This window comes from Delftia sp. DLF01 (genome assembly GCF_014852125.1).
Taxonomy (GTDB): Bacteria; Pseudomonadota; Gammaproteobacteria; order Burkholderiales; family Burkholderiaceae_C; genus Comamonas; species Comamonas acidovorans.
In genome coordinates, this window is record NZ_JACVAZ010000002.1 from 797,753 (window position 1) to 822,284 (window position 24,532).

Consider the following 24,532-nt stretch of genomic DNA (forward strand, 5'->3'; position numbering starts at 1 on the left):
AAGTCAAAAACCGGCGCGGCCCCACGCCAGAGACACCAAGGAAGGGCCTAGGCCGGCCGCGCCGCCCCGCACCGAGGGTGTCGTCCCCCTCCCTCGCGCAGCGAGTAGAGAGGGGGAAGCGGCAAAGCCGCTCAGGGGGTGCTACATCCTCTCGAAGATGCCGGCGGCGCCCTGGCCCATTCCGACGCACATCGTCACCATGCCGTAGCGCAATTGCTTGCGGCGCAGCGCATGCACCACGGTGGCCGAGCGGATGGCGCCCGTGGCGCCCAGCGGGTGGCCCAGGGCAATCGCGCCGCCCATGGGGTTGACCTTGGCGGGGTCCAGGCCCAGCGTGTTGACCACGGCCAGCGACTGGGCTGCAAAGGCTTCGTTGAGTTCGAACCAGTCGATGTCGTCCTGCTTGAGGCCCGCATAGCGCAGCGCGGCCGGAATGGCCTCGATGGGGCCGATGCCCATGATGGCCGGCGGCACACCCTTGCTGGCATAGCTCACGAAGCGCGCCAGCGGCGTGAGGCCGAAGCGCTGCACGGCAGCGCCGCTGGCCAGGATCAGCGCGCCTGCGCCATCGCTGGTCTGCGAGCTGTTGCCGGCCGTCACCGAGCCGCGCGCCGCGAACACGGTGCGCAGCTTGCCCAGGCCTTCCAGGCTGGTGTCGGGGCGTGCGCCCTCGTCCAGCTCCACGGTGCGCGTGCGCACCACGGGCTCGCCCTTGGCCAGGTCCAGGCCCCGGTCGGTGACCTCGATGGGCGTGATCTCGTCCTTGAACTCGCCGGCCTGCTGCGCGGCCAGGGCACGGCGGTGCGACTCCAGCGCAAAGGCGTCCTGCGCATCGCGCGAGACCTTCCACTGCTGGGCCACCTTCTCGGCCGTCAGGCCCATGCCGTAGGCAATGCCCACGTCGCCATCGCGCTCGAAGATGGATGGCGACAGCGAGGGCGCGTTGCCCATCATGGGCACCATGCTCATGCTCTCGACGCCGGCCGCGATCATCACGTCGGCCTCGCCCACGCGGATGCGGTCCGCCGCCATGGCCACGGCCGATAGGCCCGAGGCGCAGAAGCGGTTCACGGTGATGCCGCCCACGCTGGTGGGCAGGCCCGCCAGCACGGCGCTGATGCGCGCCACGTTCAGGCCCTGCTGGGCCTCGGGGATGGCGCAGCCGCAGATGATGTCCTCGATGGCAGCCGGGTCCAGCCCCGGCACCTGGGCCAGCGCGGCCTTCAGCGTGGTCGCCAGCAGGTCGTCGGGACGGTAGTTGCGGAAAAAGCCCTTGTGCGACTTGCCGATGGGCGTGCGCGTGGCGGCGACGATGTAGGCGTCTTGGATTTGTTTCATGTCTTGTCTCTCCTCGATCTGCCTCAATTGCGGACGGGTTTGCCGGTGTTCAGCATTCCTAGAATGCGTTCATGGGTCTTCGGATGGCCGATCAGGTGGCAGAACGCCTTGCGTTCGAGCTTCATCAGATATGCCTCGTCCACCAGGGTGCCCGCATCCACGTCGCCGCCGCAGACCACGTTGGCGATCAGGCTGGCCACATGCTGGTCGAACTCGCTGATGAAGCCGCCGTCACGCATGTTGACCAGCGAGCCCTTGATGGTGGCCACGCCGCTGCGTCCCGCCACGGGGAAGCTGCGCGGCAGCGGCGCGCGCCAGCCGCCTGCGGCCATGGACTTGGCCTCGTTGATGGCGACGAAGAGCAGCTCGTCCTTGTGCGGCACGATGAGGTCGCTGTCCAGCAGGTAGCCCAGCTTGCGCGACTCGATGGCACTGGTGCCCACCTTGGCCATGGCCGCGGCCGTGAAGCCTTCGGTCAGGAAGGGCAGCAGGTCCTTGCCCGTGCTGGTGGCGGCGTTCTCTGCCGCACGGCGCGCGATATAGGTCAGGCCGCCCGCGCCGGGCACCAGGCCCACGCCGACTTCCACCAGGCCGATGTAGCTTTCCATATGCGCCACGCGGCGCGCGCTGTAGACGGCCAGCTCGCAGCCGCCGCCCAGCGCCATGCCATGGATGGCCGCAACCACGGGCACCTGGGCGTAGCGGATGCGCAGCATGAGGTTTTGCAGCTCCTGCTCCACGCTTTCGATGGCGTCGGCGCCGCCGATCACGAAGGCCGGCATGGTGGCTTCCAGGTCGGCGCCCACGCTGAACGGCGCATCGCCCGACCAGATGACCATGCCCTGGAAGTCGGTCTCGGCCACGTCCACGGCTTCCATCAGCGCTTCCATGACTTCGGGGCTGATGGCGTGCATCTTGTTCTTGATGCTGGCGATCAGAATCTGGCCGTCCAGCGTCCAGGTACGCAGCGCCTTGGATTCGGCGATCGTGGTGCCGGCCGTCTTCCAGTCGGGCAGGCTGTCTTCGCCCAGCAGCTTCTCGGGGAAGATCTGGCGCTCGTAGACGGGCAGCACGCGGCGGGGCACGAATTGGCCCTTGGCGGGGCTCCACGAGCCCTGCGCCGTGTGCACGCCGCCGGCCTCGGCCACCGGGCCTTCGAAGACCCACTTGGGCAGAGGCGCCTTGCTCAATGCCTTGCCGGCATCGATGTCCTCCTGAACCATCTTCGCCACTTCCAGCCAGCCCGCTTCCTGCCACAGCTCGAACGGGCCCTGCTTCATGCCGAAGCCCCAGCGCATGGCCTGGTCCACGTCGCGGGCGGACTCCGCAATGCTCTCCAGGTGGATGGCCGCGTAGTGGAAGCTGTTGCGCAGGATGGCCCACAGGAAGCGGCCCTGTGCGCCCTCGGCATTGCGCAGCAGCTTCAGGCGCTCGGCCGCGGGCTTCTTGAGCATGCGGCCATAGACCTCGTCGGCCTTGCCGCCGGCGGGCACGTAGTCCTCGCTGTCCAGCTCGAACTGCAGGATGTCGCGGCCGACCTTCTTGTAGAAGCCCTTCTTCGCCTTCTGGCCCAGGTTGCCAAGCTCGATCAGCTTGGCCAGCACGGGCGGCGTGCCGAAGCTGCCGTAGAAGGGATCGGTCTCGGCGCTGAGGTTGTCCTGCAGCGTCTTGATCACATGGGCCATGGTGTCCAGGCCCACCACGTCGGCCGTGCGGAAGGTGCCGCTGGATGCGCGGCCCAGCTTCTTGCCGGTGAGGTCATCGACGACGTCGAAGGTCAGGCCGAAGTTCTCGACCTCTTTCATGGTGGCCAGCATGCCGGCGATGCCGATGCGGTTGGCGATGAAGTTGGGCGTGTCCTTGGCCCGCACCACGCCCTTGCCCAGGCCGCTGGTGACGAAGGCTTCGAGCTGGTCCAGCACCACGGGCTGCGTGGTCGGCGTGGCGATCAGCTCCACCAGCGGCATGTAGCGCGGCGGGTTGAAGAAGTGGATGCCGCAAAAGCGCGGCTTGATCGCGTCGGGCAGCGCCTCGGACAGCTTGGTGATGGACAGGCCCGAGGTGTTGGACGCCACGATGGCGTGCTTGGCCACATGGGGCGCGATCTTGGTGTACAGGTCGAGCTTCCAGTCCATGCGCTCGGCAATGGCCTCGATGATCAGGTCGCAGCCCTTGAGCAGCTTGAGGTGCTCCTCGTAGTTGGCGGGCTGGATCAGGTCCGCGTCCTCGGCCACGCCGATGGGCGAAGGCTTGAGCTTCTTGAGGTTGGCGATGGCGCGCTCGGCAATGCCGCTTTTCGGGCCTTCCTTGGCAGGCAGGTCGAACAGCACCACGGGCACCTTGACATTGACCAGATGGGCCGCGATCTGCGCTCCCATCACGCCAGCGCCGAGCACGGCGACTTTCTTCACATTGAATCGGGACATGGATGTTCCACAAGTGGGAGGAAGGCGGCCGCTGCGGCCGCCCTCCGGAATGGTTTACTGCACTCGCACCCAGGTCTGGGTGCGGCCGAAGGGGCCGATGGAGCCGCGCACCTCGAGCTTGGCGCCGCCCTCGATGGGCGTCAGGCGCAGCGTGTAGGTCTTGCCGTTTTCAGGGTCGAGGATCTTGCCGCCTTCCCAGACGTCCTTGCCCTCGGCCTTCTTGGCGCCGCGGATGATCTCCAGCCCCTTGAGCGGCTGGCCCTTGCGGTCGTCAGAACACTCGGTGCAAGTGGCGGCCGGATCGGCGCCCTTGCGCAGGATCTGCTCGATGCGGCCTGTGACCACGCCGTCGTTCTCGGCCACGCGGATCTCGGACTTGGCTTCGCCGCTCTTGTCGTCCACGCTCTTCCACAGGCCCACGGGCGTCATCTGCGCCTGCGCTGCGGCAGCCGTGAGGCCCAGGACCATTGCTGCCAGTGCTTGATATGCCTTCATTTCAAACCCCTTTCGCCTAGAAAGGCGCGCAGGCCACGCTGATGCGCACAGCCCGCGCTCCCATGTTGGAGTGAAGCCGTTCAGGCCAGCGCTGCGTCCGTGTCCATCAGGGACTTGCTGCCCGCGCGGGCCGTGCGCATGAGCGTGGCGGTCTCGGGCAGCAGCTTGGCGAAGTAGAAACGCGCGGTCTGCAGCTTGGCCTGGTAGAACGGGTCGGTGTTGCCCTTGGCGATTTCGCGCAGCGCCACCTGGGCCATGCGGGCGAAAAAGTAGCCGAACACCAGGTGGCCCGCCACACGCAGGTAGTCCACGGACGCGGCACCCACCTCGTCGGGGTTTTGCATGCCCTTGAAGCCGATCTCGGTGGTGAACTTGGTCATCTGGTCGCCCAGGTAGGCGATGGGGTTGATGAACTCGGCCATCTTCTCGTTGACGCCCTCTTCCTCCACCAGTTGCGCCACCAGCTTGCCGAACTTCTTGAGCGAGGCGCCCTGGTTGCCCAGCACCTTGCGGCCCAGCAGGTCCAGCGCCTGGATGCCGTTCGTGCCTTCATAGATCATGTTGATGCGCGCATCGCGCACGAACTGCTCCATGCCCCATTCGGTGATGAAGCCATGGCCGCCATAGACCTGCTGGCTCATAGTGGTGGCCGTCCAGCCGTTGTCGGTGATGAAGGCCTTGACAATGGGGGTCAGCAGCGCCACCAGCTCGGCGCTGTCCTTGCGCACCTTTTCGTCGGGGTGGTTGAACTCCTTGTCGATCAGGAAGGCGCAATAGGTCACCAGCGCGCGGCCGCCTTCGGCATAGGCCTTGGCCGTCAGCAGCATGCGGCGCACGTCGGGGTGGACGATGATGGGGTCGGCCGGCTTGTCCTTGGCCTTGGTGCCCGACAGGCTGCGCATCTGCAGGCGGTCCTTGGCATAGGCCAGGGCGTTCTGGTAGGCCACCTCGGTCAGGCCCAGCGACTGGTTGCCCACGCCCAGGCGGGCGGCATTCATCATCACGAACATGGCCTGCAGGCCCTTGTTCGGCTGGCCCACCAGGGTGCCGATGGCGCCGTCGATATTGATCTGTGCCGTGGCATTGCCATGGATGCCCATCTTGTGCTCCAGCGCGCCGCAGAAGATGGGATTGCGCTCGCCCAGCGAACCATCGGCCTTGACCACGAACTTGGGCACCACGAACAGGCTGATGCCCTTGGAGCCGACCGGCGCATCGGGCAGGCGGGCCAGCACCAGGTGGACGATGTTGTCGGTGAAGTCGTGCTCGCCCGCGCTGATGAAGATCTTGTTGCCGGTGATCTTGTAGGTGCCCTCGGGCGCGCCGGCCACGGGCTCGGCCTTGGTGCGCAGCAGGCCCAGGTCGGTGCCGCAATGGGGCTCGGTCAGGCACATGGTGCCGGTCCACTCGCCGCTGGTCAGCTTGGGCAGGTACAGCTTCTTTTGCTCTTCCGTGCCGTGCACATGCAGGGCTTCATAGGCGCCGTGCGACAGGCCCGGGTACATGGTCCAGGCCTGGTTGGCGCTGTTGAGCATCTCGTACACCGCCGAGTTCACCGCAAAGGGCAGACCCTGGCCGCCATAGGCCGTGTCGCAGGACAGCGAAGGCCAGCCGCCTTCCACATACTTCTGGTAGGCCTCCTTGAAGCCCTTGGGCGTGGTGACCTCGTGGGTTTCCTTGTTGAGCACGCAGCCCTCTGCATCGCCGCTGATGTTCAGCGGAAACGTCACATTGGCCGCAAACTTGCCCGCCTCTTCGAGCACGGCATTGATGGTGTCGGCATCGACCTCGGCATGCGCCGTCATCTGCTGGTAGTCGTCCGTGACCTTGAACACCTCGTGCATGAGGAATTGCATGTCGCGCAGGGGCGGGTTGTAGCTGGGCATTTGTCTTCTCCTGTGATGGCGGGGTTTGCGGTGGATGCGGTGAAAACGGTGGAAGCGAAAAAATCAGGCCGGGCTGGCGTAGCGCGCCAGAATGCTCTCGAAGCCGTCGATGGCGCGCTGCATGGAGCCTTCGTTGCGCAGAAAGCGTGCCTCGTAATGCAGGGCCAGGATCAGGCCGTGGATCTCGAACAACAGCTGGTTCTCGTCCAGGTCGGCACGCAGGTCGCCGCTTTCGCGGCACTGCACGATGGTGCGGCGCATGGCTGCATGCCAGGTCTGGACCGAGGCCGTCAGCGCATCGCGCACCGGCCCCGTGCGGTCGTCGAACTCCACGGCGCCGCTGATATAGATGCAGCCCGAGTCCAGCTCGATCGAAGTGCGCTTCATCCAGTTGTCGAACAGCGCCCGCAGACGCGCCACGCCGCGCGGCGCCTCCAGCGCGGGAAAGAACACTTCCTGCTCGAAACGGTCGTGGTACTCATGCACCACGGAAATCTGCAGCTCCTCGCGCGAGCCAAAATGCGCGAACACGCCGGACTTGCTCATGCCCGTCAGCTCGGCCAGAGCGCCGATGGACAGGCCCTCAAGCCCGATGTGCGTGGCCAGGTTGAGGGCAGCCTCCACAATGGTGGCCTTGGTCTGCTGCCCCTTGTGCAGCGCACGGCGCGGCGCGGGCGCAGCGGCTTCGTGCACGGAAGAGCCCGCCTTGGGATCGGCCGTGGCGTCAGCGGTCAAACGGGTGGTGCGGCGTGGGGCGGAAACGCTGGACATGCGAAATTCTTGTTAAAACGAACGTTCGTGCTATTTTGCATGGAAAGCTTGTCGCGGCGAAGACATGCGGGGGAAAACACCTAGCCACCCGATGCAGACCCATCCACCGCGCGCCCATGAAAAAAGCCACCGGCGCAAGCGGGTGGCTTTGCTGCAAAGCGGACTCTGGGATCCGCTGGCCCATGTTCAGACCATCAAGGCCAGGCTGGCTTCCAGATGCTCAGTCGGCAGGCGGCGGAAACCCGAGCGCGCGTAGCGCTGCAGGCGGCCCAGCGCGAACGATGTCAGCACGCTGGCGGCCACCTGTGCATCGACCGTCGGGGCGGAGGAGCCCAACGCACCGGCGGCGGGGCGCAGGCACTGGCGCAGCGTGGATTCGATGCGGTCGAAGAACTGGTTCATGCGGGCCTGCAGGCGCTCGTGCTCGAAGACGATGGCATCGCCCACCATGACGCGCACCATGCCGGGGTTGCGCTCGCCAAACTGCAGCACCAGGGAGATCACGCGGCTGGCCTGGCGCATTCCATCCACTGCGGGCCGCTCTTCCTCCGGCACATCCCGCCCGACGATCTGCTGCACCAGCGTGAAGACGGATTGCTCGATGAACTCGATCAGTCCTTCGAACATCTGGGCCTTGCTGGCGAAGTGGCGGTACAGGGCTGCCTCGCTGACGCCCAGATGGGCTGCCAGCGCTGCCGTGGTGATGCGTTCTGCGCCCGGCTTCTCCAGCATGGCCGCAAGCGCCTGCAGGATCTGCTCGCGCCGCTCCCCGGGTTTGGGGCGTTTGCGCGCAGGCGTAGGGGCGGAAGCGGAGGCGGCTTCGTCGGAAACGACATCAGCGCCAGGAGCGGATAAAGGCGACAGAACTTCAGACTCGGACATAAGCAGATCAACTATTTGTAAGTAATTCTCTCACAGCCCTCGGCGGCAACTCCGCACAAAGCTGTCCCCATGAGCGCAACCGTCAGGATCGCTTGCCTGTTGCTTGCGCTGCTATTGTTTCCGAGAGCATGGCCGGCATTTGCAATGGAAGCTCCAAGCGTACCAGCAGGCCCTTTCCCTGCGCTGCGGCGCCAAAGGCCAGAGTGCCCTGGTGCAGCAGGGCGATTTCTTCGGCAATGGCCAATCCCAGCCCCGTGCCGTCGCCGGCCGCGCCCTGCGCGCGGTAAAAGCGCTGCGTGATCTGCGAGCGCTCGGCCTCGGGCACGCCGGGGCCGTCGTCCTCGATCTCCAGGAAGGCCCAGCCTTGCGGTTCATCCGCAGACTGTGCCGCGCCATGGTACATGCCGCAGCGCAGCGTGACGCTGCCGCCGGGCGGCGTGTACTTGATGGCGTTGTCCACGAGGTTGGACACCAGTTCGCGCAGCAGCCAGCTGTGGCCCCAGACACTGGCCGGAGCAACGTCAAGGCCGAAGTCCAGCCCCTTGGCGCTGGCCTGGTCGAAGAACATTTCCAGCATGCTTTCGCACAGGTCCTTGAGGTCCACCTTCTGCAGCGGCTGGACTTCGGCATTGCGGGCGTCGGCACGTGACAGCGCCAACAGCTGGCGTGCCAGCTGCGAGGTGCGCCGCGTGGCATCGCGCAACTGCTCGATCTGCGTCACGCTGAGCACCACCTGGGCCTCGGTGCCCTTGCGCCGCGCCTCGGCCTGGGCAGCCTGCGCGCTCAGCGCCCAGGCCTCGACCTGGGCCTGCAAGGCCGCCAGCGGCGTGCGCAATTGATGGGCCGCATCGGCCACAAAGCGCCGCTGGCCTTCGGCCTGTGCATTGACCAGCGCAAATAGGCGATTGAGCGAGCGCACCAGCGGACGGACTTCGGCCGGCGAGCTGTGCTCCGAGATGGGACTGAGGTCGCGCGGCGAGCGCCGCTCCACTGCCTGGGTCAGGGTCAGAAGCGGCCGGAAAGCCCGGCTGACCGACCAGTAGATGGCGATGCCGGCACCCGCGATCAGCAGCACGCTGGGCAGCAGCACATGCAGCAGCAACTGGCGCACCCATTGCTGACGCACATCACCGCCATCGGCCAGCACCAGCACCATTTCACCGGCGCCATAGGTTTCGGCACGCATGACGGCCACGCGGTAGGTCAGGCCGTCATGCTCTTGGCTGTGGAACTCGGCCAGCGGCGTGGAAGGCACGTCGAAGCGGATCCAGGTGTCGCCAGCAACGACATGGCCCTGCAGGTCACCTATGGCATATCCGACGTCGTCGCCGCGCTGGCGCAAGACGTCCTCGATGGCGGGCGTCAGCGCCACCAGGGGCGGCGTTCCCTCGGCGATCGACGGCGCCAGCACCGAATCGGCCAGCGCAGGCAGCAGGCGCAAAAGGCGCTGGTCATGCTGGGTGGAGGCTTCGTCTGCCGAGCGATAGCCGAACCAGCCGCCCATCAGTGCCAGCAGCGTCAGCGGCACCACCAGCAGCACCAGCAGGCGAAGGCGCAGATTGGCCGTCATGGGCGGTCAGCGCCTGGGGCCATGCGCCATGTACGCATCAGGCGGCAGTATGCGAGAGTTCCAGCCGATAGCCGAAGCCACGGATGGAACGAAGCGCCACGCCATGCGGCTCCAGCTTGCTGCGCAGGCGCGAGACATAGACCTCGACGGCATTGGGCGTGATCTCGCGGTCCCAGCCCGTGAGCGCCTGCAGCAGCTTGTCCTTGCTGGCGGGCTTGGGCGCGTGGATCAGCAGGTATTCCAGCACGGTCCATTCGCGCGGACCCAGGTCGATGGGCAGCAGTTTTCCCTCGCTCTCATCGTCTTGCGCAGGCTGGCGTGCACCGGCGCGGCGGCCCGCCGTGTCCAGCTCGATGGGACCGAAGCTCAGGACGGCCGATGTGGCTGCCTGCGAGCGGCGCAGCAGCGCACGCAGCCGGGCCAGCAGTTCGGGAAGCTCAAAGGGCTTGACCATGTAGTCGTCGGCGCCCTGGTCCAGGCCCTGCACGCGGTCCTGCAGCGCATCGCGCGCCGTCAGGATCAGCACGGGCATGGCCGAGCTCTCCACCGCGCTGCTGCGCAGGCGGCGTGTGAGTTCCAGCCCGTCGATGCCCGGCAGGCCGATGTCGATCACGGCCAGGTCGAAGGCTTCCTGGGCCAGCACCTCCAGGGCGCGCTCGGCACTGCCGACCCAGTCCACGGCATACCCCGCATCGGACAGCCCCAGCTTGATGCCGCTGGCCACCATCACATCGTCTTCCACAAGAAGCAAACGCATATCAAACCTAAAAAACAAAAGCCGCCCAAAGGCGGCTTGCAGCAAACCGGCCCAGGCCGTCAGACCACGCCCGGGCCATGCGCGATGGTAACGCGAACCGCAAAGTCCGCGCCATCGGGCCTCAATGGCTGCGGATCATGGTGCCGTAGGCCTGGTCGGTCAGGATTTCCAGCAGCATGGCATGCGGCACGCGGCCGTCGATGATGTGCACGGCGTTGACGCCGGCCTTGGCGGCATCCAGGGCGCCGCTGATCTTGGGCAGCATGCCGCCCGAGATGGTGCCGTCGGCGAACAGGGCGTCGATCTCGCGCGCCGTGAGGTCGGTCAGCAGGCTGCCCGCCTTGTCCAGCACGCCGGGGGTGTTGGTCAGCAGCACGAGCTTTTCGGCCTGCAGCACCGTGGCCAGCTTGCTGGCGACCACGTCGGCATTGATGTTGTAGCTCTCGTTTTCCTCGCCAAAGCCGATGGGGCTGATCACGGGGATGAAGGCGTCATCCTGCAGCGCGCGCACCACGCTGGGGTCGATGGAGACGATATCGCCCACCTGGCCCACGTCGTACTCGATGTTCGGATCCTTGTTGTCGACCATCTTGAGCTTGCGTGCGCGGATCAGGCCACCATCGCGCCCTGTCAGGCCCACGGCCTTGCCACCGGCCTGATGGATCAGGCCCACGATGTCCTGCTGCACCTCGCCGGCCAGCACCCATTCCACGACTTCCATGGTTTCCGCGTCGGTCACGCGCATGCCCTGGATGAACTCGCCCTTCTTGCCCAGGCGGTTGAGGGCCGTCTCGATCTGCGGCCCGCCGCCATGCACCACCACCGGATTCATGCCCACCAACTTCAGCAGCACCACGTCTTCCGCGAAGTCGGCCTGCAGGGCCGGATCGGTCATGGCGTTGCCGCCATACTTGATGACCATGGTCTTGCCATGGAACTTGCGGATGTAGGGCAGGGCCTGGGCGAGGATTTCGGCCTTGTCGCGGGGGGCAATCGAGAGGATATCGTTCATGGTGCTAGCCCTGGGGCGTGGAAGTAGTCAACAACAAGGCGGGCATTGTGCCGCAACTGCGCGGCAGTGTTGCATGCCCGGATGACGGAACGCCCATGGCGCCCAGACATCATCCATTGTTCTGCATCCAGCCAGGCAGCTTGAAGCGCACGATGGCCAGATAGGCGATCACATAGCTGACCACGAACAGCAGGCAAAAACCCACCAGAACGGGCGTGTTGCTCCAGAACAGCAATGCCGGCACCACGGTCAGCAGCGTGAACGCCCACAGGTAGGGCGAAGTCCGGTTATTGCGACGCAGCATGCGCCGTGCCAGATCGTCGTCGAACACGCCGCGCACGATGCGCCGGTAGATCAACTGGTGGAAATGCAGGGCATCCGCCATGCCCGGCGACATGCCGCGCATCAGCTTGCGGTAAATGGAAAACACCGTCTCCCAGACCGGATAGATCAACAGCAGCATGGGAAACCATGGCGAGACTGCGGAATTGCGCTGCACCAGGGCAATGCTGGCCAGGGCAATCGCCAGCCCCCAGACATAGGCCCCGCCATCGCCTGCAAACATCATGCCGCGCGGGTAGTTCCAGACCAGGAAGCCGCAGGTGGCGGCGGCCAGCGTCACCAGCATGGCGGCCAGGGTCCGGTCCCCCACCTGCAGTGCCACGTGGGCCAGCGCCAGGCAGATGATGGTGGCCACCATGCCGGCCAGCCCGTTGTAGCCGTCGATGATGTTGAAGGCATGGGGCAGGCCCGTCAGGGCCAGCACGGCCAGGCCCATGCCCAACCAGGGCATGGCCGGACCCAGTGCCTGCTCCAGCCAGGGCCAGCCGAGCCGGGGCACAGTGAGGCCGCACAGCAAAACCGCCAGCACGGCGCTCAGCAGGGTCAGCACCAGGCGGTAACGCACGCTCAGGCGCTGCGATACATCCTCGATGATCCCCCCGACCACAGCCGGCAGCATGGCGGCCAGGCACACGACAACCCACAACTGCATGCGCAGCGAAGAAGGATCTCCGCGCATGCTCAGCCAGGTGCCCACGCCCCAGGAGACAGCCAGTCCGAGGTACATGGGCACGCCGCCCAGCCGTGGCACCTCGCCCACATGGAAACGCTGCGGCTTGTCGTAACCGTAGGAACTCTTCGCGTACCGCCCGGCCCAGCGCACCAGCAGTGCACAGCCGGTGCAAGACACCATGAAGGCCAATACCGCCATCCAGATCACGATGACTCCCCGTGCAGACTGCGCAGCGAGGGCGCTGCCTGCGGCAGGGCTCGGGCCTTGCGGTAGGCCGGACGGCTCCACAGCCGCAGCAGGCTGGCCACGTGCCATGCGCCATGGCGCAGGCTGCGCCGGCTCGCCCTCTGACCCGCATGGACGACAGGCAACTCACCGCGCCGAAGCTCTCCGCCCAGCACCCGCAGGCGAAGGCACAGATCCACATCCTCACAATACATATAGAAACCTTCGTCAAACCCACGCAGCCGCATCCAGCTGTCCCGGCCCAGCACCAGGCAGGCCGCATTGACCCATTCCACACGCTGCTCCACACGTCCGTGCAACTTGCGTCGCAGCAAATTCCAGAAAGATGGCAGCTCCCGCTCGAAATCCTGCAGCGTGCCGTCTTCGCCGATCTGCGGGGGATAGGCCAGGGCCAACCCCGGCCGGGCCGCCAGCGCCAGAAGCTCTTGCAGCGGCTCTTCCTGCGCTCCCCAGTACACGTCAGGATTGATCACGCAGACAAACGCCTCCCGGGCATTCGCCAGCGCCCGGTTGTGGTTGCAGCCAAAACCCAGGGGTTGCGCATTGCGCCGGATCTCCAGGACAAAAGGCCAGCCGGTCGCTGGAGCCAGGGGCTCCGGTTCGGGAATATTGAGCGTCAGCACCACGCGGGACATCGGCGCAAGGCGCGCCGAACCCAGGCATTCAAGCAGCCTCTGTATATGAGCGCCATGTCCGTGGCTCACCACCGACACGACCAACGATGAACCCATCAATGCCGCCCTTCAGATCTTCAAATTCCAACCCGCACACCTGCGCCGAAAAAACGGCGGCTCCGAGTATTCAGCGGAAGGCGCCCGGAAGGCGTCAGCGGGTATGCCGTGATGCAAGGAAATGCAACAGCCGCACAAAATGTCATTAACCCGCCATGCCATGCAATCACTGCGGTGGCCGGGATTATGATGCGCGACAATCTGCCGCCCGGACTTCCGGGATTTTTTGCGCCTGGCGTGGGCGTGCTCCGCCGCTCTCTGCGGACCGGCCACGGTCGACTGGCGCAGATGAATATGACGGGCGATCGATCCCTGCCCGGACCGCGCCTGGCACCTCATTTCCTATGACCACACCCATTCCCGATCCCCACGTCTACCTGCGCACCGTCGATCTGAACGAGCGCACGTCGCTGTCCGTGCTGGCCGGCCATGTCCGGGCCCAGGCGCACATACTGGATCTGGGCTGCGGCAGCGGCGCGCTGGGCGCCTTTCTCGCCGAGCACAAGCAATGCGTCTGCGACGGCGTCACCCTGAGCCAGGAAGAGGCACGCCATGCCGCGCCCTTCTACCGCCATGTCCATGTGGCCGACCTGGAGGACTGCGACCTGGACCAGCTCTTCGGCGACGCGTGCTATGACTACATCGTCTGCGCCGACGTGCTCGAGCACCTGCGCCAGCCCGAGCGCATCCTGGCTGCCTGCCGCAAGCGGCTGACACCCGAAGGCCGGCTGCTGATCTCCGTACCCAACGCAGGCTACAGCGGCCTGGTGGCAGAACTGCTGCATGGCGAATTCCGCTACCGCGAAGAAGGCCTGCTGGACCGGACCCACCTGCGCTTTTTCACGCGGCGCTCGCTGTCGCGCTTTCTGGCCGAACAAGGCTGGCAGGTCGATGGCATCGACACCATCGAGCGCGCTCTTCCCGAGTCGGAATTCCGCGTCGCCTACGACAGCCTGCCCCCGGCCGTTGCCCGCCACCTGCTGGCCACGCCCGATGCACTGGCCTACCAGTTCATCGCCAGTGCGGCGCCCGCCGCCCAGGCGCTGCCCATCGAGCCGCCGCTGAACTACCCCCAGGGGCATGCGCTGTTCACGGCCCAGCTCTACATGGCGAGCGCTGGCCGCTATGACGAAGAGAGCAAGCTCTCCACCACCGGCATCATTGGCCAGGCACGCCAGACCCTGCGCTTTGCACTGCCCGACCACAACACTTCGCTGAGCCATCTGCGCCTGGACTTGGCCGACCGGCCGGGCTTCGTACACCTGCACCGGCTGGCCTTGCTCGATGCGCAAGGCGCCGTCGTCTGGCAATGGCTGCCCGAGGATTCGGACGCCGCCTTGCTGGGGCAACGCCCGCACCATCAGCTCGTGTGGAATGGGCTCCATCCGGCAGGCGCATTCGCGCTGATGCTGCTGCTGACCGGCGATGACCCCTGGTTCGAACTTCCCATTCCCGCAGAAACCCTGACCCCCTTGCGTGGCGCCTCGCTGGAGATCGAGATGGGATGGCCCATGTCGGCCGACTATCTGGCGCTGGCCGGGGCCGTGCAGCCGCTTGAGCGGCAGATCGCGCAGGAACGCAGCAGGGCCAATGAGCTGCAGGACCAATGGCACACACAGCGCATGCTGCTTGAGCAGCAGCATGCGCAGGATGTCCAGCAGTTGGAGGAACGCAGTGCTTCGATCCAGCGCCTGCAGCACCGCAATGCCTTGTTGGAAGACAGCCACCAGTCACAGAGCAAGGAGCGCGCCATCTGGCAACAGGAGGCCACCCGCGTACAGCGGGATTTCGCGCGCCTGGAACAGCACCTGCGCGACATCGAGAACTCCACCGTCTTCCGGGCCACGCGCCCCCTCGTCCACGCCAAGATGCGCATTGACCGCCTGCTGGGCCGCACGCCCGTGCCTGCCCCCGTCCTCCATACCCCCGTACCCCAGCCGATGCCCCAGCAGCCTGTCGATGTGATCGTGCCTGTGTACCGGGGCCTGGACGACACGCGCAACTGCATCGAATCCGTTCTGGCCAGCCCCTGCCGCACGCACTGGCAACTCGTGGTCATCAACGATGCCAGCCCGGAGCCCGAAGTCACGGCCTGGCTGCGCGAGAAGGCGGCACAAGAGCCCCGCATCACCTTGCTGGAGAACGAGGAAAACCTCGGCTTCGTCGGCACCGTCAACCGAGGCATGGCACTGAACACCGCCCATGACGTGCTGCTGCTCAACAGTGACACCGTGGTCGCCAATGACTGGCTGGATCGCATCCGCCAGGCTGCCTACGGCGATGCACGCATCGCCTCCGTCACTCCGTTCTCCAACAACGCCACCATCTGCAGCTACCCGCGCTTTTGCGAGGGCAACGACCTGCCGCCCGGCATGGATACGGCCGCCATCGACGCACTGTGCGCGCGCACCAATCCCGGCCAGGTGGTGGACGTGCCGACCGGCGTGGGCTTTTGCATGTACATCCGCCGCGACAGCCTGAACGCCGTCGGCCTGTTCGACACCGAGCACTTCGGCAAGGGCTATGGCGAGGAAAACGACTTCTGCCAGCGTGCCGCAGCCGCTGGCTGGCGCAACCTGCATCTGCTGGACACCTTTGTGCTGCACACAGGCGGCGTGAGCTTCGGAGAAAGCAAGAGCCCGCGTGAACGTGCCGCCATGGAAACCCTGCGCCGCCTGCATCCGCGCTACGAAGCCGATGTCATGGCCTTCGTCCAGGCCGACCCTGCGCGCACCGCGCGCCTTGCGCTGGATGTGGCACGCCTGCAGGCACAAGCCGCACACCAGCCTGTGGTGCTGGCCGTGCTCCACGACCGGGCGGGCGGCACAGTGCGCCATGTGCGCGAACTGGCGCAGTTCCTGCAAGGCAAGGCCCTGTTCCTCATGCTGTCCCCGGCCGCCGGTGGCGTCGTGGTCCTGCGCCGTGCCGAGGAGAAGGAAGCATTCGAGCTCGCCTTCCGCCTCAACGACCAGATGGAGGAGCTGGTGCAGGCCCTGCGCCAACTGGGCGTGGTGCACGTGCACTACCAGCATCTCCTGGGCCACAGCGAAGCCATCCTGGACCTTCCCGCCCGTCTGGGTGCGGCCCATGACTTCACGGTCCATGATTTCTATACCTACTGCAAGAACATCTCGCTGACGGGCATCGACAACCGCTACGTCGAGCCGCCCCGTGCGGGCGAGTGCGGCTGCTGCGAACCCACGGATACAGCCCCCTACGCCGGCACCGTGGCCCAGTGGCGCCACCGCAATGCGCTGCTGCTGAACAACGCGCGCCATGTGCTGGCCCCCAGCCAGGACACGGCCAACCGGATTGCCGGTTTCGTGCCCGGTGCACGCGTCCAGGCAGTTGCCCACACCGACCTGCCAGCACAGCTGCCGGCCCCGGTGGCACACCCGCTGACTGCCACGGCCCCGCTCAAGATCGTCGTACTGGGAGCCATGAGCGCCATCAAGGGCGCAGACGTACTGGAAGCCGTGGCGATCGAAGCCGCCAAGCGGGGAGCTCCTGTGGAATTCCATCTGCTCGGCTATGGCTACCGCAGCCTGCAGACCCAGCCGCGCGCACGCCTGACCGTGCACGGCGGCTACAAGGAAGAAGAACTGCCTGCTCTGCTGCAGTGGTTGCAGCCCGATCTGGCCTGGTTCCCCGCCCAATGGCCGGAGACCTACAGCTACACCCTGAGCGCCTGCCTGGCCGCCGGGCTGCCGATCGTCGCGCCCGACATAGGGGCCTTTCCCGAAAGGCTGGCGGGCCGCGACTGGTCCTGGGTCATGCCCTGGGACACCAGCACCGCCCAATGGCTGGACTTCTTCGCGCAAATACGCGAACGCCACTTCATTGAAGGGCAGCCACCGCAGCAACCCGCCGCAGCAGGGAGTGCGGCCGCCCAGCCGGGAGCCACTTTCTATGGCGACGGTTATCTCCAGGGGCTGCGGCCGCGCGATCAGGCCCTGCTCCAGCCACTGGATGCGGCCTTCCTGGCCACACATCGCCTGCAACGCCAGGACCATGCTGCAAGATCGGGGGCCTTGATCCTGCTGGCCCACCTGCGCTCGCTACCCATCCTGCGCGGCGTGGCCAGGCGCATTCCCGCGCACTGGCAGCGCCGGGTCAAGAATTGGCTGCAGGCCTAGGCGCCGCCCAGGCAACGCCAGCCATCGCTGCGCCATCCGGATGCAGGGCCGCTCCACGCCATACCATGACATCAAGGCCAGGCCCAATGTCAAGGCAAGCGACAGCAGCATGCAGATGCCCAATGACCAGCCCTCACGCAGGCAAATGGCCGTCATGGCCTGCTGGACGGGGAAGGCGTAGATGTAGACGCCATAAGAAAGATCGGTGCGCCAACGGTGGCTTGCGGCCACATGGCCTGCATGGGCAAGATAAAAACTTGCGCAGGCCACCAATCCCCATACTGCCACTTGGCGCATCCAGGTGCTGGCGGTGAGCAATGCGCATACAGCCAGCACCAGCGCGGCTGCAGCCATCCATGTGCGATGGCGTATGCCATACGCAGCCATCGTGCTTCCCAGAAAGAAGGGAACACCAAATCCGCAGAAGTCCCGCCAGCGGAACATATCGACCAGCGGGGTGTGGATGGCACCCAGGCCCTGGTCCCACCCCTTGACTCTGGACATCTGCCACAGGATCGCCAGTACGCCAGCCATGAGGGGATGGATCCAGCGCTTGCCTCTTGCAAGCCATGCCAAGGTGGCCAGCACAAGGTACATCGCCAGCTCATACCGCAACGTCCACAGGGACCCGTTGACCGTATAGGCAAAGGGATTGGATTCGAATACGCCCGGCAGTATCTGAACCGTGGCCTGCCCTGTCATGTTGTTGATCAGATGACTCCAGGTTTGCGGTGACTGCCAGTACTGCAGCGAATCAAGCGAGGTCATCGCCCAGCCGATGACGAAAACCGAGAAAACCACGGCCATGATCAGGCCCGGAAAAATCCGCATCAGCCGCCTCAGCCAGAAGGCATGCCAGACCGGCTCGCGCATCCAACTCTGGCATACCAGATACCCGCTCATGAAGAAGAATACATAGACCGCAAGCGACCCCAGGCTGTGGCCGGCAAAGGGTTCGGCAAGACGCAGGCGGTAAAGAAACTCTCCGTGCGCAACAAACACTGCAAGCGCCGCCGTCAAGCGCAGCATGTCAAAGCGGTTCCCCCTCTCTTCAACGCTGCGCATGACACTCCCTTCTAGGTGCGGAACACCAAGTGTTTGAGCCGCAGCATCGGCGACTCGACCAAGTGCCAGGAGGCATAACCAGCAGCCAGCGCAAGCAGCCATGCAAGCGCCAGACTGGAGTGGAATGGCAGCTGAGGCCACAGTGCCTGAACTGCCTGCTGGATGGGACAACCCAGCACGTAGACACCATAAGAAGGATCTCCGAGTCGATGCAACCCGGAAAACACCCTAGAACGCATGGAACCCAAATAGATGAGCAGCGGCGGCAGCAGCAGCAGGCCGGCAGAGTGCTCCAGCTTCAAGCCAAAGAAAAGCACCGCAGCCACAGGTGCCAGGATCAACAGCAAGCTTCGACCATGGGCAGCAAAGGCAGGCTGCAATAGCGCGATCAGCGAGCCATAGGCGAAATAGGCCGGATACTCGAACCAATGAAACATGGTTCCAGCCAAATCGGCATTGCGCTGTGTCAGGAAAAAGACCAGATATCCGGCTGCGGCCAGGCTGGCAAGAAGCCTGGACCGCAGCACGCCCAATATGCCCAGTGCAGCAAGCACCACGTAGCACATCAGCTCGATGGGGATGGTCCACAAAGGGCCGTTCATCAGCCCTGGCAGCGGATTGGAAGAAAACACGCCCGGCATGAAGGCGTAGTCCTTGATCAGCAGCAGATTGCGCCAGTGATCCAGGGTCTGCGGATGAAGCCAGAACTCCTTCAGTGGCAATGAAGTAAATGCCGGGCCGAACAGCAGCACGCCAGCCACAACAGCCACCAGCATGCCCGGCCACAACCGCAACAGACGCTTGGCCATGAAGGCCGCCGCCCGAGGATCACGCAGCCAACTCAACGTGACAAGAAAGCCGCTGATCGTGAAGAAAGTCATCACTGCCACGCCGCCCACCATGTCAGCATGCAGCCACGATGGCGGTCTGGTGCCCGTGATATGGAAATGATGGCTGTAAATGACTGCAGATGCAGCGGCTATGCGCAGTGCATCAAAGCCATTGGAATATGCAGGCCGCACGGGTGAAGAGATCGTGGGTGCCGGCTCCTGCATGGCTTCGTCAGGTCTTGCCCAACAACAGCAAAATCTCGTTGTTGCGCAGCCACTCCTCGGGATAGCGCCCCGCTAGCGCCTCGGGAATGGCCATGTCCACCTGGCGCCGCTCCTCGCGCAACACCTCAAAGCCGGCCTGACGAGCGATATCGACCAGTTCGTCTGCTGTCAACCGGTTCAGCGCTTGGTACTCCTTGAAGACAAAGCGCTTGTAGCCATCGACACCGAAATCGGCAAAGCCGAAGTCCACCTCGGCGGCGTCCAGCGGACCTTCATGCTTTTCGATGATGCTCCACAACTCCTCCTCCGACGCCAGCAAGTGGTGCCAGGGCACATCGTCGTAGCGGCGCAGGTGCGAGCCCCAGGGAGAATGAAACAAGGGCTCGATCTGCAGGAAGAACACGCCTCCCGGGCGCAGGCAGGCATGCAGGTCGGACAGGATCGGCAGCACCTTGTCGCGCTGCACATGCTCGAAGGTAGACCAACTGAGCAATCCGTCATAGTTCGCATGCCGGCCGGCCAATGGCGAATTCGGCACGATGGTCTCGAAGCTCAGCGCAGCGGGAATGCGCGACATGCCCAACTGCTCGCGTGCAATGCGCGGCAGCTTGGCGTACTCCTGGCGGATATCGATGCCATGGATGGAGGTTGCGCCATGGCGCAGCACCAAAGCCAGATCGGTGATGCCATCGCCGCAGCCGAAATTCAGCAACCTGGCCTTGGACAAATCCAATGACTGTCCCAGCCAGTCATGGGCCAGATCCGCTGCATAGTTGAAATGCGCACGAAACCACTCATCGGTGATCTTGCCGGCATCCCATGGTGCCAGGCCAAACAGCCTTTCCTGCAAACGCAGCATCCAACTCATGCAATCGTCCTCTCTGTTCTATATACAGCGCTTACAGCCGCTGCAGCACATAGGCATCCTGGTGGTTCCAGAAATGCACAAGTGATCGATGGCACAGCGCATCGGCGCCCCAGGTTTCGGCAATGCGGTCCAGGACGAATTGCTCGGAAGTGAACGCCGTTCCATACTCATTGGCATCGATGGCATTCGACTCGCTGGACGGGGCAAAGAAAAATCCCTCGTCATCCAGCTTCACGCTGTCGAAATCTGCGGCCTTCATGCCGTGCGTGCTGAAAACCAGCAACCCGCCAGGAGCCACCGCATCGCGCAGCACCTGCAGCCAGCGCGTCCAGGTCGAGCGCGGCAGATGGCTGAACAGCGAGAGCACGAACACCAGTTCGTACTGCTGCGGCCAGCGTACCTGCTCTGGCACGCTGGCCGACGCAAAGCCCTTCACGCCGAAGGTCTGCTGCGAAAAATCCACAGCATCGACCACGATGTCTGAGACCGTGACCCGTTCCGCCCCCAGCGCCTTGACTAGGTGCCGCGTAAAGCGGCCGTGACCACTCGCGAACTCCAGGACGCTGGCCGTGCGCAGCAAAGGCTTGTCCACAGCCTCCAGCAGCAGCATCAGTTCCGACAGCGTGCGCCAACCGTCGGCGAAGTAGTCGCGCAGAGGATTGACGCTGGAAGGGTGGCCACGGAAGAAGCCGAAGATATCGTCCTGCGCAGAAATCCGGCAATCGAGTCCCGTCATGTTGGAAAACGAGCCCACCAGACCATTGGCCTCGATCAGGGAATGCGCCTCCAACAGGCTGTCGTCTATTTCGCGGGCACGGGCTAGGACCTGTGCCGCACCAGCCCGGTCGCCGCTTGCCAGCAATTGCAGGGCTTCATTCAGCAAACGCTGCCCATCGCTGATGGGAGTAGAAGAGTTGTCAGATGTCATGGGGTATGGAATAGGGAGACAGCCGAGCCGCTTGCGCGGGCGTGGCGGAGCCGCTCAGCTCCAATGGTGAGGCAGGCGCACCAGTCCAGGCAGGGGCTTGGGGAAAATAAAGCGCAGGTGCAGGAACTGGAACCATTCGTCATAGACGGCCAGCCCGGTTTCATCGAACAGGAAGGCGCTGATCACATAGTCTCCGCTGTGCAGAGGCAACTCGGGAAAGGTCAGCACGGTCTGCCAGCTTCCGTCTGGCAATTGCCGCGGTGCCGCACCATCCTCATGCGTTGCCAGCGAAGTAATGCCCACGCCCTTGGACTGCTCGATCATGAAGCCGATGTGCGGCCTCTCGTTGCCACGTCCTCTCGCGGTAATGGTCACAACCAGATCCTGGCTCTGCAGCAACCCTGGCTGATCCCCCACAGGCTCGGCCAGATCCTTCACATCCACGGACAGGATGCAGGCTGTGCCGCTGTCCACGGCAGCGACCGGCGCGGGAGGCACTTCATCCGCAGCAGGCGCTGGCACAGCTGACTCCCCTTCAACAGGCAGCATCTCCCCGCACAAAGCCCTCTGCTCGCGCTCCTGGCGCTCGCGGGTATGTGCATCGTAAGCGGCCAGCACTGGCTCGGTCGCACCGAACTGCGCCACATGCCCCCCGCGCAGCCACAGGGCTGCATCGCAAAGATGGCGGATGTGATAAGGGCTATGGGAACAAAACAGGATGGTGCAGCCGCTGTTGCGGAAGGCCATGATGCGCTCAATGCACTTCTTCTGGAAATGCTGGTCGCCTACAGCGAGCGCCTCGTCAATGATCAGCACATCGGGCTGCACGGCCGTCACCAGTGCAAACGCCAGGCGCACAGCCATCCCCGAAGAGTAGGTCTTGACCGGCCGCTCCAGTGCTTCGCCCAACTCCGCAAAAGCGGCGATTTCGGGCTCCAGCTCACGCATGCACTCAGGGGAGATACCAATCAGGCTGCCACCGAAATACAGATTGTCGCGCCCGCTGAAATCAGGGTGAAATCCCGCTCCCAACTCCAGAATGGCCGTGACCCGCCCCACACGCTCTATTTGCCCGCAACTGGGCTGCAAGGTGCCAGCCAGCAGCTTGAGCAGCGAGCTCTTGCCTGCGCCGTTGTCGCCAATCACACCAATGCACTGGCCGCGGCGCAATTCGAATGACACATCCCGCAATGCCCAATGGCTTTGGTGCGTGGCGACCCCGGTCAGCAGGGCCTTGAAGCGCGCTCGCGGCGAGGAATAAAGTTTGTATTCCTTGCCCAGATTGCGCACACGCAATACCAGGTCATCAGGCAATTCGACATGCTTGGCGTTCATAGCCAGTCCACCAGTTGATCACGGCTGCGTCGCACCAAGCCATTGAGCAGCACAGCCAAAACCAGAATCCAGATGCCCAAAGCCGCCCAGACCGCCATTTGAGGCCACAGCCCCTGCAGCAGCACATTCTGGTAGCCAAGAACCAACGCCGTCATGGGATTGGCCCATAGCACCCAGCGCCAGCGCTCAGGGAACAAGGCCAGCGGAAAAAGAATGGGCGAGAGATAGATACCGACAGACAGAAAGAAGGTCACAAGCTGCCCCACATCGCGCAGTGCCGCCGTCAGAATAGCTAGCGCATAAGCCAGCAGGGCGCACAGCAGCAGCTGACCCAGCAACAGGGGGATGAGTGCCACAAGCGACCAAGTCAAGCCGTGCTGGGGCAGATAAGCCAAGGCCACCAGCAACAGCAGGGGTCCGAAGATCACACTGCTGGCCAGTACCGCCCGCATGGGAAACAGCACTGGCGGCAACGGATTCTTTTGCAGAATGCCACCCGCCTCGACCAGACTGTTCATGCCACGTGCCGTAGCGTCGCAAAACGCCATCCACGGCAAGGCGCCCACAACAAGAAACGCTCCCACGGCATGTGTGGGTGCGTTGTCGCCAAGGCGCATCGAAAACACCACGTCGAACACGAGGTAGTAGGCCGCCACGGTGAGAAGAGGCTGCAGATAGGGCCAGAGCACGCCCGCGGCCGTGCCTGCGTGGCGGGCAGCCACTTCGCGCCGGGTCATCACCCACAGCAGGCTGCGGGCCTGCCACAGCGCGCGGCATTCGCCAAACAAAGAGTACATGCGTCGTATGCAAAAGTGCCGCAGCTTCACCTCGGCAGCGGCACTTCAGTTCATGCCAAACCTGGCATTCTCGCGCATCGGGGCGCAACGCGCCAGCCAATCAAGGAAAAGCTTGCAAATGCTTGCAACAGAAGTCCTGTGCCCGCCGCAGAAGATGCATCAAGCATCCGTGCGGCAGGCTGTATGAGAGCCAGAGCTCTCAGGCCGGACAATCCTCGATCAAGGCTTCGAGGTGTTCCCGGACACAAAGGCCTCTACGGCCGCGTCATTGGTCTTCGCATCCTTGCGAATCTTCTCCGCAGCCACAGATCGTGCATTCTGCGTCGCCGATGCCTGGATTTCCTTGACCAACTCGTCTCGCACTTCTTCAAAGGGCTTGGTGCCCGCAGGGCGAAGTTCCACCAACTGGATAACATGGAAGCCGAACTGCGATTCCACCACGCCACTGAGTTCACCGGGCTGCTTCAACGCAAAAGCCGCCTTCTCGAACTCAGGCACCATGCGGCCTCGTTCGAAGAAGCCCAGGTCGCCACCTCGCGCCCCGCTTCCCTTGTCACTGGAGCGTTCCTTGGCCAAGGCCGCAAAATCGGCGCCACCCTTGAGCTCTTCCAGCAGCTTGTCTGCCGCTGCCCGCGCATCGGCATCCTTGCCGCCAATCAAGATATGCCGGACATGGACACTTTCATCCACTTTGAAACGCTCAGGCTTAGCCAGGTAGAGACTACGCGCCTGCTTCTCCGCAGATGCGACATCAGGCCGGTTCTTTTCATCCAACGCCGCCATCCACGCCTCGGCCAGCGCACGGTCGCGCGCCACCTGCATCGCCGCCTTCACCTTGGGATCACGATCCAGGCCCTGCTCGTGAGCCATCTGCGCCATGCTTCGAAAAACAAAGAGGTCGGACGCCATTCTTTGCACATTCGTAGGGCGGACAAGGATGGAGTTACGCACTTCGGGTGGAATGCGCTGGGCGTCGGCTTGTATGTCAAACCCAGTGATGGCAAGCCCCTTGCCTTCGACGAGCGCAGCAGACGCGGCGGGCTCGGCCGAAGGCTGAGCGGCCGGCTGTGCTGCTTTTGCACTCTTGTCCGCCGCCTGTACGCCTGACCCCAACAAAGACACAGCCAGCACCAGGGAAACGGCACTCATACGTTGAATGGAAACAGTCATAAGTCCTATACATCGATAAAAGCAAAAAAGGCGGGAGTTTCCTCCCGCC

The 24,532-nt window shown here is 64.4% G+C and carries 19 protein-coding genes; 1 reads left to right on the plus strand and 18 read right to left on the minus strand.

What is annotated here, in order from left to right:
• Positions 1 to 141: 141 nt before the first annotated feature.
• From IB269_RS12055 to IB269_RS12105, 11 genes are all read right to left on the minus strand, one after another.
• Positions 142 to 1,338 carry an acetyl-CoA C-acyltransferase gene (locus tag IB269_RS12055; RefSeq protein ID WP_043789926.1) on the minus strand — a complete coding sequence of 399 codons (1,197 nt, stop codon included), beginning with the start codon at positions 1,336 to 1,338 and terminating at the stop codon, positions 142 to 144.
• Positions 1,339 to 1,361: 23 nt separating this feature from the next.
• Positions 1,362 to 3,764 carry a 3-hydroxyacyl-CoA dehydrogenase/enoyl-CoA hydratase family protein gene (locus IB269_RS12060; protein WP_012203269.1) on the minus strand — a complete coding sequence of 801 codons (2,403 nt, stop codon included), beginning with the start codon at positions 3,762 to 3,764 and terminating at the stop codon, positions 1,362 to 1,364.
• A gap of 54 nt (positions 3,765 to 3,818) precedes the next feature.
• The gene (locus IB269_RS12065) at positions 3,819 to 4,259 is read right to left on the minus strand and encodes a DUF2147 domain-containing protein (protein WP_012203268.1); all 441 of its coding nucleotides are present in this window, start codon (positions 4,257 to 4,259) and stop codon (positions 3,819 to 3,821) included.
• Between the two features lie 80 nt (positions 4,260 to 4,339).
• Complete coding sequence (locus IB269_RS12070) at positions 4,340 to 6,145, minus strand: acyl-CoA dehydrogenase C-terminal domain-containing protein (protein ID WP_012203267.1); 1,806 nt, start codon at positions 6,143 to 6,145, stop codon at positions 4,340 to 4,342.
• 63 nt (positions 6,146 to 6,208) lie between these two features.
• Positions 6,209 to 6,916: a TetR/AcrR family transcriptional regulator gene (locus tag IB269_RS12075; protein ID WP_013804200.1), complete on the minus strand. Its 708-nt coding sequence runs from the start codon at positions 6,914 to 6,916 to the stop codon at positions 6,209 to 6,211.
• 186 nt (positions 6,917 to 7,102) lie between these two features.
• Positions 7,103 to 7,798: a nucleoid occlusion factor SlmA gene (slmA, locus tag IB269_RS12080; RefSeq protein WP_012203254.1), complete on the minus strand. Its 696-nt coding sequence runs from the start codon at positions 7,796 to 7,798 to the stop codon at positions 7,103 to 7,105.
• Positions 7,799 to 7,880: 82 nt separating this feature from the next.
• Positions 7,881 to 9,368 (minus strand): sensor histidine kinase, encoded by a 1,488-nt coding sequence (locus tag IB269_RS12085; protein ID WP_123694099.1) that lies wholly within the window; start codon positions 9,366 to 9,368, stop codon positions 7,881 to 7,883.
• A gap of 37 nt (positions 9,369 to 9,405) precedes the next feature.
• Positions 9,406 to 10,125, minus strand: a complete 720-nt coding sequence (locus IB269_RS12090) for a response regulator transcription factor (protein ID WP_012203252.1) — start codon at positions 10,123 to 10,125, stop codon at positions 9,406 to 9,408.
• A 121-nt stretch (positions 10,126 to 10,246) separates the two neighbouring features.
• Positions 10,247 to 11,137 carry an acetylglutamate kinase gene (gene argB / locus IB269_RS12095; protein ID WP_012203251.1) on the minus strand — a complete coding sequence of 297 codons (891 nt, stop codon included), beginning with the start codon at positions 11,135 to 11,137 and terminating at the stop codon, positions 10,247 to 10,249.
• Between the two features lie 109 nt (positions 11,138 to 11,246).
• Positions 11,247 to 12,350: a glycosyltransferase family 4 protein gene (locus IB269_RS12100; protein ID WP_081816121.1), complete on the minus strand. Its 1,104-nt coding sequence runs from the start codon at positions 12,348 to 12,350 to the stop codon at positions 11,247 to 11,249.
• A 5-nt stretch (positions 12,351 to 12,355) separates the two neighbouring features.
• A complete protein-coding gene (locus IB269_RS12105) occupies positions 12,356 to 13,129 on the minus strand; it encodes a glycosyltransferase family 2 protein (RefSeq protein ID WP_043819891.1) in 774 nt (257 codons plus the stop codon).
• Between the two features lie 344 nt (positions 13,130 to 13,473).
• Between IB269_RS12105 and IB269_RS12110 the strand changes: the two genes are divergently transcribed.
• Positions 13,474 to 17,265 (plus strand): methyltransferase domain-containing protein, encoded by a 3,792-nt coding sequence (locus tag IB269_RS12110; RefSeq protein WP_192367245.1) that lies wholly within the window; start codon positions 13,474 to 13,476, stop codon positions 17,263 to 17,265.
• On the opposite strand, the gene IB269_RS12115 is transcribed toward IB269_RS12110, so the two are convergent.
• The 7 genes from IB269_RS12115 to IB269_RS12145 form a co-directional block, all read right to left on the minus strand.
• The gene (locus tag IB269_RS12115) at positions 17,188 to 18,330 is read right to left on the minus strand and encodes an acyltransferase family protein (RefSeq protein WP_192367246.1); all 1,143 of its coding nucleotides are present in this window, start codon (positions 18,328 to 18,330) and stop codon (positions 17,188 to 17,190) included. The genes IB269_RS12110 and IB269_RS12115 overlap by 78 nt on opposite strands.
• Positions 18,331 to 18,341: 11 nt before the next feature.
• On the minus strand, positions 18,342 to 19,385 hold the full coding sequence (locus tag IB269_RS12120) for an acyltransferase family protein (protein WP_192367247.1): 1,044 nt from the start codon (positions 19,383 to 19,385) through the stop codon (positions 18,342 to 18,344).
• Between the two features lie 7 nt (positions 19,386 to 19,392).
• Positions 19,393 to 20,253 (minus strand): class I SAM-dependent methyltransferase, encoded by an 861-nt coding sequence (locus tag IB269_RS12125; RefSeq protein ID WP_192367248.1) that lies wholly within the window; start codon positions 20,251 to 20,253, stop codon positions 19,393 to 19,395.
• A 31-nt stretch (positions 20,254 to 20,284) separates the two neighbouring features.
• Positions 20,285 to 21,181 (minus strand): class I SAM-dependent methyltransferase, encoded by an 897-nt coding sequence (locus IB269_RS12130; RefSeq protein WP_192367249.1) that lies wholly within the window; start codon positions 21,179 to 21,181, stop codon positions 20,285 to 20,287.
• A gap of 54 nt (positions 21,182 to 21,235) precedes the next feature.
• The gene (locus IB269_RS12135; protein ID WP_192367250.1) at positions 21,236 to 22,516 is read right to left on the minus strand and encodes an ABC transporter ATP-binding protein; all 1,281 of its coding nucleotides are present in this window, start codon (positions 22,514 to 22,516) and stop codon (positions 21,236 to 21,238) included.
• Positions 22,513 to 23,313: an ABC transporter permease gene (locus IB269_RS12140; protein ID WP_192367251.1), complete on the minus strand. Its 801-nt coding sequence runs from the start codon at positions 23,311 to 23,313 to the stop codon at positions 22,513 to 22,515. The genes IB269_RS12135 and IB269_RS12140 overlap by 4 nt, the downstream gene beginning before the upstream one ends.
• Positions 23,314 to 23,532: 219 nt before the next feature.
• On the minus strand, positions 23,533 to 24,483 hold the full coding sequence (locus IB269_RS12145) for a peptidylprolyl isomerase (RefSeq protein WP_225614090.1): 951 nt from the start codon (positions 24,481 to 24,483) through the stop codon (positions 23,533 to 23,535).
• Positions 24,484 to 24,532: the final 49 nt, after the last annotated feature.

Coding starts and splice junctions, on each gene's coding strand:
- IB269_RS12065 (WP_012203268.1), bottom strand. CDS start 4,259: ATGAAGGCATATCAAGCACTGGCAGCAATGGTCCTGGGCCTCACGGCT.
- IB269_RS12055 (WP_043789926.1), bottom strand. CDS start 1,338: ATGAAACAAATCCAAGACGCCTACATCGTCGCCGCCACGCGCACGCCC.
- IB269_RS12130 (WP_192367249.1), bottom strand. CDS start 21,181: ATGACATCTGACAACTCTTCTACTCCCATCAGCGATGGGCAGCGTTTG.
- IB269_RS12075 (WP_013804200.1), bottom strand. CDS start 6,916: ATGTCCAGCGTTTCCGCCCCACGCCGCACCACCCGTTTGACCGCTGAC.
- IB269_RS12120 (WP_192367247.1), bottom strand. CDS start 19,385: ATGCAGGAGCCGGCACCCACGATCTCTTCACCCGTGCGGCCTGCATAT.
- IB269_RS12070 (WP_012203267.1), bottom strand. CDS start 6,145: ATGCCCAGCTACAACCCGCCCCTGCGCGACATGCAATTCCTCATGCAC.
- IB269_RS12125 (WP_192367248.1), bottom strand. CDS start 20,253: ATGAGTTGGATGCTGCGTTTGCAGGAAAGGCTGTTTGGCCTGGCACCA.
- IB269_RS12085 (WP_123694099.1), bottom strand. CDS start 9,368: ATGACGGCCAATCTGCGCCTTCGCCTGCTGGTGCTGCTGGTGGTGCCG.
- slmA (WP_012203254.1), bottom strand. CDS start 7,798: ATGTCCGAGTCTGAAGTTCTGTCGCCTTTATCCGCTCCTGGCGCTGAT.
- IB269_RS12140 (WP_192367251.1), bottom strand. CDS start 23,313: ATGTACTCTTTGTTTGGCGAATGCCGCGCGCTGTGGCAGGCCCGCAGC.
- IB269_RS12100 (WP_081816121.1), bottom strand. CDS start 12,350: ATGGCGGTATTGGCCTTCATGGTGTCTTGCACCGGCTGTGCACTGCTG.
- IB269_RS12115 (WP_192367246.1), bottom strand. CDS start 18,330: ATGCGCAGCGTTGAAGAGAGGGGGAACCGCTTTGACATGCTGCGCTTG.
- IB269_RS12135 (WP_192367250.1), bottom strand. CDS start 22,516: ATGAACGCCAAGCATGTCGAATTGCCTGATGACCTGGTATTGCGTGTG.
- IB269_RS12105 (WP_043819891.1), bottom strand. CDS start 13,129: ATGGGTTCATCGTTGGTCGTGTCGGTGGTGAGCCACGGACATGGCGCT.
- IB269_RS12060 (WP_012203269.1), bottom strand. CDS start 3,764: ATGTCCCGATTCAATGTGAAGAAAGTCGCCGTGCTCGGCGCTGGCGTG.
- IB269_RS12110 (WP_192367245.1), top strand. CDS start 13,474: ATGACCACACCCATTCCCGATCCCCACGTCTACCTGCGCACCGTCGAT.
- IB269_RS12145 (WP_225614090.1), bottom strand. CDS start 24,483: ATGACTGTTTCCATTCAACGTATGAGTGCCGTTTCCCTGGTGCTGGCT.
- argB (WP_012203251.1), bottom strand. CDS start 11,137: ATGAACGATATCCTCTCGATTGCCCCCCGCGACAAGGCCGAAATCCTC.
- IB269_RS12090 (WP_012203252.1), bottom strand. CDS start 10,125: ATGCGTTTGCTTCTTGTGGAAGACGATGTGATGGTGGCCAGCGGCATC.